General features: G+C 65.7%; 16 protein-coding genes. 4 read left to right on the top strand and 12 right to left on the bottom strand.

Annotation, left to right across the window (positions count from 1 at the left end):
- Positions 1 to 4: 4 nt before the first annotated feature.
- The 5 genes from B1A78_RS09710 to B1A78_RS09690 all read right to left on the bottom strand — a co-directional run bounded on the left by B1A78_RS09710 (position 5) and on the right by B1A78_RS09690 (position 5,832).
- Positions 5 to 796: a hypothetical protein gene (locus B1A78_RS09710; protein ID WP_077146771.1), complete on the bottom strand. Its 792-nt coding sequence runs from the start codon at positions 794 to 796 to the stop codon at positions 5 to 7.
- On the bottom strand, positions 793 to 2,280 hold the full coding sequence (gene sufB, locus B1A78_RS09705; protein ID WP_077146770.1) for a Fe-S cluster assembly protein SufB: 1,488 nt from the start codon (positions 2,278 to 2,280) through the stop codon (positions 793 to 795). The genes B1A78_RS09710 and sufB overlap by 4 nt, the downstream gene beginning before the upstream one ends.
- Positions 2,277 to 2,738 (bottom strand): SUF system Fe-S cluster assembly regulator, encoded by a 462-nt coding sequence (locus tag B1A78_RS09700; protein ID WP_077146769.1) that lies wholly within the window; start codon positions 2,736 to 2,738, stop codon positions 2,277 to 2,279. The genes sufB and B1A78_RS09700 overlap by 4 nt, the downstream gene beginning before the upstream one ends.
- A 292-nt stretch (positions 2,739 to 3,030) precedes the next feature.
- The gene (locus B1A78_RS09695; RefSeq protein WP_256837610.1) at positions 3,031 to 3,888 is read right to left on the bottom strand and encodes a helix-turn-helix domain-containing protein; all 858 of its coding nucleotides are present in this window, start codon (positions 3,886 to 3,888) and stop codon (positions 3,031 to 3,033) included.
- Positions 3,889 to 4,017: 129 nt separating this feature from the next.
- Positions 4,018 to 5,832 carry a DUF885 family protein gene (locus B1A78_RS09690; RefSeq protein WP_077146767.1) on the bottom strand — a complete coding sequence of 605 codons (1,815 nt, stop codon included), beginning with the start codon at positions 5,830 to 5,832 and terminating at the stop codon, positions 4,018 to 4,020.
- A gap of 82 nt (positions 5,833 to 5,914) precedes the next feature.
- On the opposite strand from B1A78_RS09690, the gene B1A78_RS09685 reads away from it, so the two are divergent.
- From B1A78_RS09685 to B1A78_RS09675, 3 genes are all read left to right on the top strand, one after another.
- Complete coding sequence (locus tag B1A78_RS09685) at positions 5,915 to 6,985, top strand: quinone-dependent dihydroorotate dehydrogenase (RefSeq protein WP_077146766.1); 1,071 nt, start codon at positions 5,915 to 5,917, stop codon at positions 6,983 to 6,985.
- Positions 6,986 to 7,103: 118 nt separating this feature from the next.
- Complete coding sequence (gene ggt / locus B1A78_RS09680; RefSeq protein WP_077146765.1) at positions 7,104 to 8,795, top strand: gamma-glutamyltransferase; 1,692 nt, start codon at positions 7,104 to 7,106, stop codon at positions 8,793 to 8,795.
- Between the two features lie 50 nt (positions 8,796 to 8,845).
- The gene (locus tag B1A78_RS09675) at positions 8,846 to 10,675 is read left to right on the top strand and encodes a long-chain fatty acid--CoA ligase (RefSeq protein ID WP_077146764.1); all 1,830 of its coding nucleotides are present in this window, start codon (positions 8,846 to 8,848) and stop codon (positions 10,673 to 10,675) included.
- Between the two features lie 84 nt (positions 10,676 to 10,759).
- Here the strand turns inward: B1A78_RS09675 and B1A78_RS09670 are convergent, their stop codons facing one another.
- Positions 10,760 to 11,209, bottom strand: a complete 450-nt coding sequence (locus B1A78_RS09670) for a hypothetical protein (RefSeq protein WP_083734018.1) — start codon at positions 11,207 to 11,209, stop codon at positions 10,760 to 10,762.
- Positions 11,210 to 11,269: 60 nt separating this feature from the next.
- Entirely contained in the window at positions 11,270 to 12,004 is a 735-nt protein-coding gene (gloB, locus tag B1A78_RS09665) for a hydroxyacylglutathione hydrolase (RefSeq protein ID WP_077146763.1), read from the bottom strand.
- A gap of 99 nt (positions 12,005 to 12,103) precedes the next feature.
- On the opposite strand from gloB, the gene B1A78_RS09660 reads away from it, so the two are divergent.
- Entirely contained in the window at positions 12,104 to 13,816 is a 1,713-nt protein-coding gene (locus tag B1A78_RS09660) for a diguanylate cyclase (RefSeq protein ID WP_077146762.1), read from the top strand.
- Positions 13,817 to 13,868: 52 nt separating this feature from the next.
- On the opposite strand, the gene B1A78_RS09655 is transcribed toward B1A78_RS09660, so the two are convergent.
- From B1A78_RS09655 to B1A78_RS09635, 5 genes are read right to left on the bottom strand one after another with little or no spacing between them, the layout of a single operon-like run.
- Positions 13,869 to 14,234 (bottom strand): VOC family protein, encoded by a 366-nt coding sequence (locus tag B1A78_RS09655; RefSeq protein WP_218667959.1) that lies wholly within the window; start codon positions 14,232 to 14,234, stop codon positions 13,869 to 13,871.
- A gap of 8 nt (positions 14,235 to 14,242) precedes the next feature.
- The gene (locus tag B1A78_RS09650) at positions 14,243 to 14,680 is read right to left on the bottom strand and encodes a VOC family protein (RefSeq protein ID WP_077146761.1); all 438 of its coding nucleotides are present in this window, start codon (positions 14,678 to 14,680) and stop codon (positions 14,243 to 14,245) included.
- A 9-nt stretch (positions 14,681 to 14,689) separates the two neighbouring features.
- Complete coding sequence (locus B1A78_RS09645; RefSeq protein WP_077146760.1) at positions 14,690 to 15,127, bottom strand: thioesterase family protein; 438 nt, start codon at positions 15,125 to 15,127, stop codon at positions 14,690 to 14,692.
- Between the two features lie 9 nt (positions 15,128 to 15,136).
- Entirely contained in the window at positions 15,137 to 15,895 is a 759-nt protein-coding gene (locus B1A78_RS09640) for an alpha/beta fold hydrolase (protein ID WP_077146759.1), read from the bottom strand.
- A gap of 5 nt (positions 15,896 to 15,900) precedes the next feature.
- Complete coding sequence (locus B1A78_RS09635; RefSeq protein WP_077146758.1) at positions 15,901 to 16,155, bottom strand: DUF6356 family protein; 255 nt, start codon at positions 16,153 to 16,155, stop codon at positions 15,901 to 15,903.
- Positions 16,156 to 16,171 lie beyond the last annotated feature (16 nt).

Raw genomic sequence — 16,171 nt, 5'->3', positions numbered from 1 at the left:
TCATTCAATTCCCTGCGCGCATCTTTTCGCGCGTCGCGTCCATAATTTCGGGTAGCTGGCGTTGCATCTTCTCGGAGGCATCGAAGCTCGCCTTGACAGCTGCGTCAGCTGCGGCGGCGTCAGGATATTCGGGCGACCGGCGAAGGATTGTCCTCGCGGCAGCCTCCTCGGCGGTGCGAGTTTCAGCGCATTTTGCGATGGCGGTTTCAACTTGTCGTCGATAAACGGCGCGATCCTTGGGCATCCGGCGGGTCGCATCGAAGCTCTCATTCGACAGACAGGAGGCATAGCGCCCGTGCTGTGCGTCGATGGCGATCGGCACCATGATCGCGCCTTCCTCAAGGAATCCGGCGGTCATGCCTTCGGGAACTGTGGGTGGCGGAAGCGCCTTCAGTGGTTGGCTGATCATCGTCATCAGCCCGTCCAGCCGGCTATCGACAGCTGCCAGCGCCGCGGCGACAACCGCGTCGCGTTCCGCCGATGATTTGTCCGGAATGCGATTGGCAAGTCCGCGTGCCGACACCCCTGCTTTTACGCGCTGCTGGGCGCAGGCCGCGAGCGACAAATCGTTCGCTTCCTTCATCTCGTCGAGGCCCAAGCCTTTGTCGCCCTTGCGGGTTTCGATCGTCAGTTGCGCTTTGTTGAATTCGGCCTGCGTGCATTTCAGATAGGGAATGATCGCGGGCGCGATTTCGTCGGGAAACTCGATTGAGCCGACGGGAGCGGCTCCGATAACCGTTCTCTCGACGATTTTGGGTTCCTCCGTCATCAACGCGACGATCATCAACGACATCATCCGACCGACCCCTCCAGAGAAATCCCCAGCAGTTTCTGCGCCTCGACCGCGAATTCCATCGGCAGCTGCTGCAGCACTTCCTTGGCGAAGCCGTTGACGATCAGCGCCACCGCCTCTTCCTGTCCCAGCCCGCGCTGCATCGCGTAGAAGAGCTGGTCGTCACTGATCTTGCTCGTCGTCGCTTCATGCTCGACGGTCGCGCTCGGGTTGCGGACTTCGATGTACGGCACGGTGTGCGCACCGCACGTGCTGCCGAGCAACAGGCTGTCGCACTGGGTAAAGTTGCGTACGCCCTCGGCATTGGGCGCGACGCGGACGATGCCGCGATAGGTGTTGTTCGATTTGCCCGCGCTGATCCCCTTGCTGACGATGGTCGAGCGCGTGCGCTTGCCATTGTGGATCATCTTGGTCCCGGTGTCGGCCTGCTGGAAATTGTTGGTGACCGCGACCGAGTAGAATTCGCCGACGCTGTCGTCGCCGTTGAGCACGCAGCTCGGATATTTCCAAGTGATCGCAGAGCCGGTTTCGACCTGCGTCCACGACACCTTGCTGCGCTTGCCCTGGCAGAGCGCACGCTTGGTGACGAAATTATAGATGCCGCCGAGTCCCTCTGCGTTGCCGGGATACCAGTTCTGCACCGTCGAATATTTGATCTCGGCATCGTCAAGCGCAACCAGTTCGACCACTGCGGCGTGGAGCTGGTTCTCGTCGCGCATCGGCGCGGTGCAGCCTTCGAGGTAGCTGACATACGCGCCCTTGTCGGCGACGATCAGCGTCCGTTCGAACTGCCCCGTATTCTCGGCATTGATGCGGAAATAGGTGCTGAGCTCCATCGGGCAGCGCACGCCCTCGGGCACATAGACGAACGTCCCGTCCGAAAAGACCGCGCAATTGAGCGTCGCGAAATAATTGTCGTGCATCGGCACAACCTTGCCGAGCCACTTCTTCACCAGCTCGGGATATTCGCGGATCGCTTCGGAGATGGAGAGGAAGATCACCCCCGCGCGCTTCAGCTCCTCGCGGAAGGTCGTCGCGACGCTGACGCTGTCGAACACCGCGTCGACCGCGACCTTGCGTGCGCCCTCGACCCCCGCGAGCACCTTCTGCTCCTCGATCGGGATGCCGAGCTTCTTGTAGACCTCGAGGATCTCGGGATCGACCTCGTCGAGGCTCGAAAGCTTCGGCTTCGCCTTGGGCGCCGCGTAATAATAGGCGTCCTGATAGTCGATCGGCGGCACGTTGAGCTTCGCCCAGTCGGGCGTCTCCATCGTCTGCCAGTGGCGAAACGCCTTCAGCCGCCAGTCGAGCATCCACTCGGGCTCGTTCTTCTTCGCACTGATGAAGCGGACCGTATCCTCGGTCAGCCCCTTGGGCGCGAAGTCGGTCTCGATGTCGGCGGACCAGCCATGCTCATAATCGGCAACCTTCGCCGCGGCGTCATGCGCGGCCTGGTCCTTGATGCGGGTTTCGGTGTTGTCGGTCATACTCTGATCTCGTCGCCGGCAAGCGCCGGGATCGGTTGGGGCGTGCGCGCCTTGGGGGCCGCTGCCAGGCTGGCAAGGCTGATCTCGGCCAGCGCACCGCGCACCGCGCCGTTCACCACGCCCCAATGCGGCTGCACCTTGCAGCTGCCTTCGAGCGAGCAATCGTGGCGGCCTTCGGACACGCAGGAGGTCAGCGCGATCGGGCCTTCGACCGCTTCGATGATGTCGGCGACGCTGATCGCCGCAGCGGGCCGCGCCAGGCGTACCCCGCCGCCGCTGCCGCGTGAGGCGACGAGCAGGCCGGCGCGCGCCAGCCCGCTCACCAGTTTCTGCGCGGTCGGCCCCGGAATGCCCGTCTGTTCGGCCAGCATCGCGGCGTGCAGCGGCACCGACCCGCATTGGCGGGCGGCGGCGCTCATCAGCACCACGGCATAGTCGGCAAGGTTGGACAGGCGCATCACGGCTTTCTATCGCGCGCAAATTGCGAACGATTCTTAACTGGAGTAAATTACTCCACTTATATAGGCGAGGCTTTGGCGGGGCGCAAGCAAGCCCGTTTTGGCGATGCCCAAGAAAAAAAAGGCACCCATCCAGCCGAGGCCGAATGGGTGCCAAGATGAAGGTCTCGTTCCTCTGAAAGAGGCGAGCTCTTCTGGGTCGCAGGCCCCGAATATGGGGCGGCGACGATTCGCGATTGTACGGAAACGCCAAAACGACGCGGCGCCGGATTATTGGTGGTTAATAAGGCGCTTAGGTGTCCGAGACCATCGGGCTGACCTTGCCCGCCATCTGCTTGCGCCCCTTGGCGGTCGCCTCGGTATAGGGCGACGGCTTGGACAGTTGCCCCGGTGTTGCGCCGGCGAAGCGCTTGATCTCGCGGATCAGATGCGACTGGTCGTAAAAGGCGTCGCCGAGTTCGGCATCGTCGAGCTTTTCGCCGCGCGCCAGCGCCGATGCCGCGCGCACCGCGCGATATTTGCGCGCCAGCATGCGCGGCGACAGGCCGTAATAATGTTTGGTCATCCGCTCGACCGACCGGATCGACATGCCCGTCGCCTCGACCAGTTCGGGCACCTGGGGCGACGGCGAGGCGGTCAGCCATTCGTCGACGGTGCGCGTGAACCACACCGGCGCGGGCTCGTTCTTCTTCAGGATCTCGCGGACGAAATTATTGCCGATCACCAGGCGTTCCTGCGTGTCGGCGGCGTTGCCGATCGCGTCGACGACCTCCTCGATCCAGTCGCCGAACAGGTCGGCGGCATCGATCGCGCGGTCGGTGAGCTTGTCGGCGTGCGATCCCATCAAGGTCGCCCAGCCGGCGGGCATCAGGCCGAAGCCGTACATGCGCAGCGGGCCGTTGCCGATCGCGCGCACGCTGCCGCTCGTCGGCCCGATGATCGTCGCGCGCCCGGCGGGGAAGCGATAGCCGTCGGGAAAGATATACTCGCCCTCGGGCACGCTCATGATGCGGAATTGCGGGCGGTCGGCGCGCTCGCTCTCGTCGAACAAGGGCATGTCGACGCGCACGAAATAAAAGCTCGACACCATTTCCGCGAGATCGGGATCGGGCGGAAAATATTGCAATTCGAACGGCGTATAGCCGTCCACGCCCGCTGGCGAAGAAATGCTTTCCGACATGACGAGACCCGACCCCCGGTGGCTGCATCGCCACCTGTTTAACTAGGCCAAATCATTTGCCTTTCGGCGCCGCCCGTCAAGTTGCAAATCGTCGCATCATTAACTCTTTTGGGTGGCGATCCACGCATCCACGCGCCTTTCGAGCACATCGAGCGGCACCGGACCCGATTCGAGCACGACGTCGTGGAATGTCCGGAAATCGAATTTGGCGCCGAGCGCGGCTTGCGCGCGGCCGCGCAATTCCATGATCTTGAGCTTGCCGATCAGATAGGCGGTCGCCTGCCCCGGATAGACGACATAGCGCTCGATCGCCTTCTCGATGTCGCCTTGCGGGTTGGGGGTGTTGTTCTTGAGATACTGGATCGCCTGTTCGCGGGTCCAGCGCTTGTCGTGGATGCCGGTGTCGACGACGAGCCGCGTCGCGCGCCACAATTCCATGCCGAGCCGCCCGAAATCGGCATAGGGGTCGGTGTAGAAGCCCATGTCCTTGGCAAGTTCCTCCGAATAGAGGCCCCAGCCCTCGGTGTAGGCGGTGAAGCCGCCGAAGCGGCGGAAGGGCGGCAGGCCGGTCAGTTCGGTCTGCACCGCGCGCTGCAAATGATGCCCCGGCACGCCCTCATGATAGGCGAGCGCCTCAAGCTCGGTCTTGGGCATGTCCTTGAGGTCGTAGAGGTTCACATAATAGATGCCCGGCCGCGACCCGTCGGGGGCGGGGGAGGAGTAAAACGCTTTTCCGGCTGACTTCTCGCGGAAGGCCTCGACCGCCTTCACCTGCAGCGCCGCCTTGGGGATGGTGTTGAAGAAGGCGGGCAACCGCGCTTCCATCGCCTTCACGTGGCGGTCGACGTCGGCGAGATAGGCCTCGCGCGTCGTGTGATAATATTGCGGGCTGGTGCGCAGATGGTCGAAAAACTGGTTCAGCGTGCCCTTGAACCCGACCTGCGCCATGATCTTTTTCATCTCGCCATGGATGCGCGCGACTTCGGACAGGCCGAGGTCGTGGATCTGCGCGGCGGTCATGTCGGTCGTGGTGTAATTGGCGAGCAGCGCCTCGTAATAGGCCTGGCCCTCGGGCATGCGCCACACGCCGTCCTGCGTCGGCGCACTTGCCTGCTGGCGCGCCATCTCGGCCGACAGGCGCGTGTAAGCGGGACCCGCGCTCTCGGTCCAGGCGGCCTTGGCGGCGGCGATCAGCCGGGCCTTTTCGGCGGCGTCGATGTCGAGCTTGTTCACCTTGGCGCTGATGTCCTCGACCACCGCATTGTCGGCCCTGGTCAGGTTGGCGATGTCCGAAATGACATAGGGATAGACCCATTTCGGCGGCGCAAAGCCCTTGGCCGCGCGCTCTGCCGACTGCGCCGACAGCGCGTCGAGGATCGGCCCCATCGCGCGAATGCGGCTGATATAGGCTTCGGCCTCGGCGACATTGGCGACGCGATGGATGTTGATCAGGAACGCCGGCATCTGGCTCTGCGCGCCGTTCATCTGATCGAAGACATAACCATGGTCGCGGAACGCGAACAGCCGCTCGGCGCGCGCCGCCTGCGCGTTGAACAACTCGAACGACAGCGCCTCGTCGGTCGTCAATGCCTTGGGGTCGAAACTGCCGCGCATCGCCTCGGCGGTTGCGGTCTGCAGCTTGAAGCGCGCGACCGCCGCGTCGTCCGACACATCGTCCCATTCGCCATAATCGCCGTCGCGCACCCCGCGCCGCGCCTTGGTCTCGGGCGACAGCGACAGTTGCGCGGCATCATATTTGTCGAAAAATTCGGCGAGGTTCGCGCCCGCCGGGGCGACTGCCGCCGGAGGAGCGACCGTCGCGGGCGCTTGTTCGGCAACCGTCGGCGCGCAGCCCGCAAGGGCGATGGCGAACAGCGAGGCGGACAGGCTGGCGAGGATGCGGGGGTGCGACACGATATTCTCCGGCTTTTTGTTGGACTTTGCTGGTCGGGCAGGGGCTTGCCATAGGGGCCGGTGCGGCGCAATGGCGGGGGCCATGACGCTCTTCGCTTCGCTCACCGACGCCGCCTATGCGCTCGTCCGCCCGATCGTCCATGCGACCGATGGCGAGGCGGCGCACAATCTGACGCTGTCGGCGCTCGAACCGCTGCCGCGCGCGCGCACCGCGCTGACCAGCCCGATCCTCAAGGCCGAGGTCGCGGGCCTGAGCTTTCCCAATCCGGTCGGGCTCGCCCCCGGCTTCGACAAGGATGCGCGCGCTGCGGCGGTGATGCCGCGCTTCGGTTTCGGCTTCGTCGAGGTCGGCACGCTGACGCCCTTGCCGCAGGAGGGCAATCCGCGCCCGCGGCTGTTCCGGCTGGTCGAGGATGGGGCGGTGATCAACCGCATGGGTTTCAACAATGGCGGGCAGGCTGCGGCGGCCGAACGGATAAAGGCGCTGCGCGCCTGCGGCATGGCGGTGCCGCTCGGTATCAATATCGGCGCCAACAAGGATAGCGACGACCGCATCGCCGATTATGCCAAGGGCACTGCGGCGATGGCGCCGCTCGCCGATTATCTGACGGTCAACATCAGTTCGCCCAACACGCCGGGGCTGCGCGCGCTGCAGGACAAGGGCGCGCTCGAGGCGCTGCTCGACGCGGTCAATGCCGCGCAGCCCGCGGGCGGCGCCAAGCCGGTGTTCCTCAAGGTCGCGCCCGACCTCGAACCCGCCGACATCGACGATGTCGTCGCGGTTGCGCTCGACAAGGGGCTGGCGGCCTTGATCGTTTCGAATACCACCATCACGCGGCCGTCGCTCCGCTCGCCGCGCGCGCACGAGGCAGGCGGGCTGTCGGGGGCGCCGCTCCACGACCTTGCGCTCCAGCGCCTCAAGGATTTCCGCGCCGCGAGCGGCGGCGCGATCCCGCTGATCGGCGTCGGTGGTATCGCGAATGCCGAACAGGCGTGGGCACGCATCCGCGCCGGGGCGAGCCTCGTGCAAATCTATTCGGCGATGGTCTTCGCTGGCCCCGGCCTCGCGGCGCGGATCGCACGCGGGCTCGAGGATCTGGCGGTGCGCGACGGCTTCACCCGCGTCGCCGATGCGGTCGGGGTGGGCGACTGAGCAACAGATGGGAGAGGGGCCGGCAAGACCGGCGCCATAACCGCCCGGCATCGCTTCGCGACCGCGAGGCATAGGGATGGGGTTGCGCCATCCATTCCCCCGCGCCAATGTCCCGCGCATGAACAAGAGACTCCTCGCCGCCTTCGCCCTTTTCCTGACCGCCGTCCCCTCGCTCGCCGCCGCGCAGGGCGTGACCTCGTCTGCCGATCCGCGCGCGACCGAGGCCGGACGCCAGATCCTGCACGACGGCGGTTCGGCCGCCGACGCGGCGATGGCGATGATGCTCGTGCTGACCCTCGTCGAACCGCAGTCGAGCGGCGTCGGCGGCGGCGGCTTCCTCGTCTATCATGATGCGAAGTCGGGGGAGATCGGCACGATCAACGGCCGCGAAATGGCGCCCGCCTCGGCCAAGCCCGACCGTTTCATGGGCCCCGACGGCAAATCGCGCGGCTATGGCGACGTCATCCCCGGCGGGCTGTCGGTCGGCGTCCCCGGCAATGTCCGCCTGATGGAGTTGACCCACAAGAAATGGGGCAAGCTCGAATGGAAGGCGCTGTTCCAGCCCGCGATCAAGCTCGCCGACGAAGGCTTCCAGGTCACCCCAGCGCTCTATGGCTGGCTCGACCGCTTCCAGGATACGTGGAAGGATTTCCCCGCCGCGCGCGCGCTTTATTATGTCGACGGCAAACCCGCGCCGGTCGGCACGGTGATCAAGAATCCGGCCTATGCGAAACTGCTGCGCGAGATTGCGGCGCAAGGCCCTGACGCCTTCTACACCGGCGCCAATGCCAAGGCGATCAGCGACGCGGTCGCGAAGTCGACGCGCAACCCCGCGCTGCTCACCGCCAAGGACCTCGCAGCCTACAAGGCGCAGGACAAGCCCGCGGTCTGCACCACCTACCGCGTCTACAAGGTCTGCGGCATGGGCCCGCCCTCGTCGGGCGCGACCACCGTCTTCGGCATCCTCGGCATGATCGAGGGCTGGGACATGAAGACGATGGGCAAAGACAATCCGATGAGCTGGCATCTGCTGTCCGAAGCGATGCAGCTCGCTTATGCCGATCGCGAGAAATATCTGGGCGACAGCGATTTCGTCGATGTTCCCGTCGCGGGCCTGCTCGACAAGACATATCTGTCGCAGCGCCGCCAGTTGATCTCGCCCTATGGACGCGCCGCTTCCTATCCCGCCGGCAACCCGCCGGGCGCGCAGCCGCGCACCCCGTCGGGCCCGGTTCCTGAACAGGGCACCACGCATTTTGTTGCGGTCGACAAGGACGGCAGTGTCGCGTCGATGACCTCGACGATCGAGAGCATCTTTGGCAGCAACCTCAACGCCAACGGCTTTTTCCTCAACAACGAACTCACCGATTTCGACCTCAACCCGGTGCGCGGCGATGCGCCTGCCGCGAACCGCGTGCAGGCCGGCAAGCGTCCGCTGTCGTCGATGTCGCCGACGATCGTCTATGGCCCCGACGGCAAGGTCGTGCTCGCGGTCGGCTCGGCGGGCGGCAAGCGCATCATCATGCATGTGACCAAGACCTTGGTTGGCGTGCTCGACTGGGGGCTCACTGCCGACCAGGCGATCGCGCTGCCCAACCTCTTCTTCGGCCAGCAGGGCGTGCTGATCGAGAATGACGCGGCGGGGCAGGCGATTGCGGGCAAGATGGCGCCCTTCGGCTATGCCATCACCCCGACCGACCTCGGTTCGAAACTCAACGCGGCGCAGCGCGTTGGCGATGGGTGGCGCGGAGCCGCCGACCCGCGCGGCCCCGGCACATCGTCGGTCGACGACGCGCCGCCGCAGAGCTGAAACAAAAAGAACAGAACAGAGATTTACCCTCCCCGGGAGAGAGCAAAGGCATGAAGCTGGAAAATCCCCATCTCGACCATTTTCCGAGCCTGGTCGCGATGTTCTTCGACCGCGCGGGGCGCGGCGGCGAAGACCCCTTCCTGTGGCGCAAGGCCGATCGCGCCTGGCAGCCGTTGAGCTGGCGCCAGGTCGCCAACCAGGTCGCGGCGCTCGCGCATAATTTGCGCGAACTCGGGCTGAAACCCGGCGACCGCATCGTGCTGGTCAGCGAAAATCGCCCCGAATTCTGTATCGCCGACCTCGCGATCATGGCGGCAGGGTGCATCACCGTGCCGACCTACACCACCAACACCGAACGCGACCACCAGCATATCCTCGACAACAGCGGCGCCAAGGCGGTGATCGTCTCGACCGCGAAGCTCGCGCGCGTGCTGATGCCCGCGGTGATGCGCTCCGACGCCAATCTGGTGATCAGCATGGAGCCGCTGCGCGTCGGTCAGCAGGGCGATGTCCGTGTCCACGACTGGGCGCCGCTGGTCGAGGGTGGCGAAGCGCATCTCGAAGCGACGAAGGCCCGCGCGCTTGAATTCAAACGCGAGGATGTCGCCTGCCTCATCTACACCAGCGGCACCGGCGGCGCGCCGCGCGGGGTTATGCAGCATCATGGCGCGATCCTGCACAATGCGGCCGGCGCGGCGGAGGTGCTCGTCAACGACTTCGGCATCGGCGATGAGGAGGTGTTCCTCTCCTTCCTGCCGCTCAGCCATGCCTATGAACATTCGGGCGGCCAGTTCCTGCCGATCATGGTCGGCGCGCAAATCTATTACAGCGAGGGGCTCGAGAAACTGCTCTCGAACATCGAGGAATCGCGCCCGACGATCATGGTCGTGGTGCCGCGCCTGTTCGAGGTGATCCGCGCGCGGATGATCAAGTCGGTCGAGAAACAGGGCAAGCTCGCCAACTGGATGCTCAATCAGGCGTTGCGCGTCGGCGAGAAGGATTATGAGCGGCGCATGGGGGTGCTCGACCGCCCGGTCGACCTGATCCTCAACAAGCTGTTCCGCCCCAAGATCCAGCAGCGCTTCGGCGGCCGGATGAAGGCGCTGGTGTCGGGCGGCGCGCCGCTCAACCCCGAAATCGGGGTGTTTTTCCACTCGATCGGGCTGACCTTGCTCCAGGGCTATGGCCAGACCGAGGCGGGGCCGGTGATCAGCTGCAACCGTCCGTCGGTCGGCCTCAAGATGGACACCGTCGGTCCGCCGCTGATGAATACCGAAGTGCGCATCGCCGACGACGGCGAAATCCTCGTGCGCGGCGAACTCGTGATGAAGGGCTATTGGCGCAACCAGCCCGAAACCGAACGCGTGCTGATCGTCGACCCCGCCGAGCCCGGCAAGGGGCCGTGGCTGCACACCGGCGACATCGGCCATATCGACCCGCAGGGCCGCATCGTCATCACCGATCGCAAGAAGGACCTGATCGTCAACGACAAGGGCGACAATGTCGCGCCGCAGCGGGTCGAGGGCATGCTGACGCTTCAGCCCGAAATCCTGCAGGCGATGGTCTATGGCGACAAGCGCCCGCATCTCGTCGGGCTGCTCGTCCCCGATCCCGAATGGGCGAATGAATGGGCCGAGGCCGAGGGGCTGCCCAAGGATATGAAGCTGCTGCGCGAACATGAAAAATTCCGCGCCGCGCTGCGCGCCGCGGTCGATCGCGTCAACGGCCAGCTGTCGGTGATCGAAAAGGTTCGCAAGTTCGACCTCGCCGACGAACCCTTCACGATCGAGAATGAACAGATGACCCCGTCGATGAAGATCCGTCGCCACATCCTGCGCGACGTCTACGCCGACAAGATCGCGGCGCTGTACAAGGGGTGATCGTCGGCAAATGACGGGCGGGGGTGCGACCCGAAGAGCTCGAGGCAAACCGGAACCCCGCCCGTCGCTGAACCTTTCAGGGGTTCAGCTCTTGTCCCCTGCCGGTTTGCGATAGGGGACAAAATCGCCAAGCACGCAGGTCGGGCCGCGGATGCCGCTCGACCGGTCGACCAGATGGAAAAAATCGCCGCTGCAGGTCGATCCGCCGAACTGGCGGACGACCATGATGTCGCTGTCGCGGCCAAGGCCGGGGCAACGGCCCTTCAAATCGTTGCGATACACCAGCCGCCCCGACTGGCGGTACAGCAGGATATCGTCGGACACGCGGATCGTGTCGTATGTGCCGGTGCTCGACAGGCATCGCACGGGTTCGCCCGCGATCTTGCCGCCGAGCTGCTTGTCGAGGATTTTCGCCTGCTTGGGGGGCAGCGGCTCCGCCGAGGGCGCGCGCGTCCCGCCCTGCGCACAGCTCGCGACCAGCGGCGCCATCGCGGTGACGAGCACCGCGGCGGCAAGGGAATGGGACTTCGCCATCACGGCACTCCTGCGACTATGGCATTCTACGGGCGAGACGATGAATGGTTGCTGACGCGGTCAGGCGGCGTCCTTGAGCGCGCGGATACGGCCGAGCTCGGCTGCGGTCGGCGCGCGCAGGAAGGGGTTGGTCGCGCGCTCGGCGCCGATCGTCGTCGGCACCGTGGCTTCGCCCGCTGCCCGCGCCGATTCGACCGCCGCGAGGCGCGCGGCGAGCGCGTCATTGTCGGGCTCGACCGTCACCGCGAAGCGCGCATTCGACAGCGTATATTCGTGCGCGCAATAGACGCGCGTCGCATCGTCGAGCGTCGCGAGCTGCTGCATATTGGCGAACATCTGCTCGGCCGTGCCCTCGAACAGCCGGCCGCAGCCCATCGCGAACATCGTGTCGCCGACGAAGATCGCGGCGTCATCGGCGAAATGATAGGCGATATGTCCGGCGGTATGCGCGGGCACGTCCCAGACCGCCGCCTCGACATCGCCGAGCGTGACGGTATCGCCGCCCGTCACCTGCACGTCGAGCGTCGGGATGCGCGCATATTCGGCGGCCGGGCCGGTGATCGTGCAGCCCCCCCAAGCCTTGGCGGCGTCCTTGATCGCGGCATTGCCGCCGGTGTGGTCGGGGTGCCAATGGGTGTTCCAGATGTCGGTGATCGCCCAGCCGCGCGCCGCCGCAGCTTCGAGCACCGGGTCGGCGACCGCGGGATCGACGACCATCGTCGCCTTGCTGCGGGGTTCGTGGACCAGCCAGACATAATTGTCGCTGAGGACGGGGATGCGGACGATTTCGAGCATGGCGCCGAAGATAATCGACGCGGCTGCCGCCGTCGACCGGCAAAAGTTAACCATGTTGCAAGCCCTCGGGTCTAGCGTCACCGCGCGACATTGGGGGTCATGTCTTTGCTGCGTCTGGCGTTTCTGTTTCTGGCGGTAATCCTGGGGGCGAGTCTGTCCCCCGCGCACGCCGCGTCGGGACCCGCGCCCTGTACGCTGCAATCGACGCTCTGGGACGATTACAGCACCATATCGGCCCCCGGCGTAACCCGCAATTGCGGTACCGATCGCTGGTCGCTTGCCGGCCAACGCAACTGGCTCTTTTTCGACGCCCGCGCGATCGCGGCGGCCGGCCCCGGCCCGCTCGAATTCAACGCCCGCACCAGCCGCTTCCACCGCGTCGCGCTCTACGCCCGCTACGCCGATGGCAGCGTCGCCTCGGTCGTGCGCGAGGGCAGCGAGGCGATGCCCTATCGGCTCGCCGGACCCGATTTCTACCTCACCCTGCCGCAACGTGCATCGCCGCCGGTCGAGGTCGCGGTCGCCTTCGACCGGCTGGGCTATATGACGACGCTCAAGACCGCGCGGCTGTCGCGCGCGGGCGAGGGCGGTTGGTCGACGCAGACGATGCTGCTCATCGCGCTGTTCACCGGCCTCGCGCTCGCGCCGATCGTGTTCAACATCGCCTTTTTCCGGGTGCTGCGCGAACGCTTCCTGCTCTGGCACATGGCGCTCGCGACCTGCATCATCTTCCACACCAGCCTGTCGTCGGGGCTGGCCTTTGCCGTCGTCCCGGGGATCAGCGCCTTGGCCTATGGCTATTGGTCGCAGATCAGCTTCAGTGTCGGCATCGTCGCCGCGACGATGTTCTGCATCAACTTCCTCGAACCCGGAAAGGCGACGCGGGGCGAGCGCCGCGCGCTCCTCGTCAGCGTCGGCTGGATCATTCTGTTCGGGGCGGTGTCGATGCTGCCCATCGAGGCGGTGCGGCCATGGGGCAACAAGCTCTATTTCGGCGGCTATCTGCCCGTGCTCATTACCTATGTCGTCGTGCTGACGCGCGCCTGGCGACGTGGCAGCCGCGCCGCGCGCTATCAGACTGTCGCGTGGATGCCGATCATCGCCTGCGGGTTCGAGCGCGTCCTGCGCGGACTCGGCCTCTATGTCGGGCCGGTGTGGCTCGACCAGCTGCTCTATCTCGCGATCGCGCTCGAACTGGTAATCACCGCGCTCGGCGTCGCCGACCGCTTCATGATCCTGCGCCGCGAACGCGACTGGGCGCATGCGCGCGCCGGTGCGATGGAGGATGCGGCGCAGACCGATCCGCTCACCGGGCTCAGCAACCGGCGCGGGCTCGAGCATCTGCTCGCCACCGGGGGCCGCCGTTTCACCGCGGCGGCGCTGATCGACATCGATCATTTCAAGTCGGTCAACGACCTCTACGGCCATCAGGCGGGCGACGCGGTACTCTGCGCCGCCGCCGCGGGCTTGCGCGAAGGCCATGGCGGGGTCGTGGCGCGCATCGGCGGCGAGGAATTCTTCCTGCTCATCGACCGCCCCGATGCCGCGGGCACCGCCGAACGCTGCCGCCAGGCGCTGGCGCGGCGTATTGCCGCCGATGTCCCCGAAGTGCCGCGCCCTGTAAGCGCCAGCGGCGGGCTGCTGATCTTCGATTCGCGCGTCGATGGCGCGTCGCTCGACTTCGACCGCTTGTTCGCCGAGGCCGACCGACTGCTCTACGCCGCCAAGCACAGCGGGCGCGACTGCATGGTCACCGACCGCTGGCAGCAACCCGAAAGGCCGACCCTCGGTGCGGTGAGCGCGGTCGCCTAGCGCGGCCCTTCGCCGGCCGCGAGCGCGTCATAGCCCGCCTCGTTGAACTCGATCAGGCAGAAACCATGGCCGAAGGATCGGCGAACATCGCCTGCCGGCCATAGGGCAGGTCGAGCGTCGGGCCTTCCTGCACCGCACCCGCCGCAAGGGCGCGCGCCACCGCATTGTCGAGGTCGTCGACGCTGAAATCGGGATGCACCGGGGTCCAGTGCCGCGCATAAACGCGCGTCGCATCGCCCACGGGGCCGATTGCCGACCCGGCGGGCTTCACGATCAGGTAGATCGGCACATCGCTGCCTAGCAGTTCGACGATATCCTCGTCGAAACGCCGCCCCACGGTGAGTCCCAGCGCGGCGGTGTAAAAGGCTTCGCCGGCGGCAAGCGCGGGGACGTCGATGTTGATCAACAGCCCCGGCATCGCTCAGCTTACCATTCGCCGGTGTTGGGCATCGACGCCCATGGCTCCTGCGGTGGCAGGTTGCCGTCCTGCAGCAGCTCGACCGAAATGCCGTCGGGCGAGCGCACGAACGCCATATGGCCGTCGCGCGGCGGACGGTTGATCGTCACCCCGGCGTCCATCAGCCGCTGGCAGGTGTCGTAGATATTGTCGACGCGATAGGCGAGATGCCCGAAATTGCGCCCGCCGCTATAGGTTTCGGCGGCGCTGCCGTCGGCGGGCGGCCAATTATAGGTCAGCTCGACCTCGGCCACGCCGGCTTGTCCCGGCGGCGCGAGGAAGATCAGGGTGAAGCGCCCGGCCTCGCTGTCGAAACGGCGCACTTCCTCCAGCCCGACGAGGTTGAAGAAGGCGATGGTTGCGTCGGGATCCGACACGCGGATCATGGTGTGGAGGTATTTGGTCATGCCGCGAACTTAGGCGCGCAGCGACGTTTGTTCAAATGCCTCGAACAGGTTTACGAATTCATCGGGCACCGGCGAGGTCGCGCCGCGCGCTTCCTCGACATGGACGCTGACCTCCAGCCCCGTCGCGCGCAGGTCGTCCTTTCCCGCGCCGTGCAGTTCGAACAGGAAGGTCATCGAACTGCGCCCGACGCGCGAACAGCGCACGCAAATGTCGATTTCCTCGTCGAGCAGGATCGGCGCCTTGTAATCGACCTCGGCGCGCGCGACGTGGAATTCGGGGCTGTCGTTCGCGGGCCAGCGGTCATAGACTCCGGCGGCGCGCCAATATTCGGTGATGCCGATGTCGAAATATTCGAGATAGCGGCTGTTGAACACGACGGCCTGCGCGTCGATCTCGGCATAGCGGACGCGCTTCTTGACGCTGAACTTGAAATCGCTGCGGGCCATGTCTGTCCTCTAATTGGAGGTCGCGAGACGCGCGACCGTGTCGATGAGAAGCGCGATGTCGCTGTCGCGCGAGAGCCGGTGGTCGCCGCCCTTGACGAGTATGACTTGGACATCGTCGCTCGCGAGCGCGGACGACAGGCGCAGGCTGATCTCGGGCGGCACGTCGCCATCTTCCTGCCCATGGAGCAAGCGAACGGGGCAGGTGAGCGGTATTTCGGCCTCCAGCAGCCGGTTCGCCTCGCCCGACTGCCAGAAACCCCGCGTCGTCACATAGGGCTGGTCGCCATAGGGCGTTTCTTCGCGCAGCTCGCCCTCGGCGAGGATGATCGCCTTCTCCTCGGACGTGAAACCCCAGTCGGTGAAATCGGGCGCCGCCGCGATGCCGACGAGCCCCGCGACACGCTCCGCCCCGTCGCGCTCGGTCATTGCCAGCGCGACCAGCAGCATCAGCCATCCGCCCATCGACGATCCGACGATGATCACCGGACCCTCGGCCTTGGCATCGATCAGGTCGAGCACGTCGCCGCGCCAGTCGATCAGCGTCTGCTGCGAAAACAGCCCGTCCGACAGCCCGCACCCGGCATAGTCGAGCAGCAGGCACGCGCGCCCCTCTGCCACCGCGCGGTCGAACAGCGCGGTCGCCTTGCCCCCGGCCATGTCGGACATATAGCCGGGCAGGAAAACGATCGTCGGCCCCGCGCCCGCGACATGGCGGTACGCCAGCCGCGGCCGGTCGGCGCGATCGAGATAGTAGACGGCGTCGGTCACGCGGCTCAGATCACCCAGTCGATGGTGCTCATCTGCATCACCGCCTGCCCCTTGGCGCGGCGCTGCTCGACCATGATCTTGTTGAGCCGCGAAATGGTGTCGCTGCCGGTGGTGATGCACCAGCCGGGCACGACCGCATGGACCAGCGCACACATCCCGCCCCAGATCATCGTCACGCCGAATTTCGACGCGACGCCGAAATGCTCGAGATAATTTTCATCGACGCTCTTCGGATGATCGACGAACAGGCGCTTGAACATGGGGACGGCTCCTTGG

The sequence above is a fragment of the Sphingopyxis sp. KK2 genome (genome assembly GCF_001990265.1).
Classification (GTDB): domain Bacteria; phylum Pseudomonadota; class Alphaproteobacteria; order Sphingomonadales; family Sphingomonadaceae; genus Sphingopyxis.
This window is presented reverse-complemented; position numbering and strand designations above follow the sequence as displayed.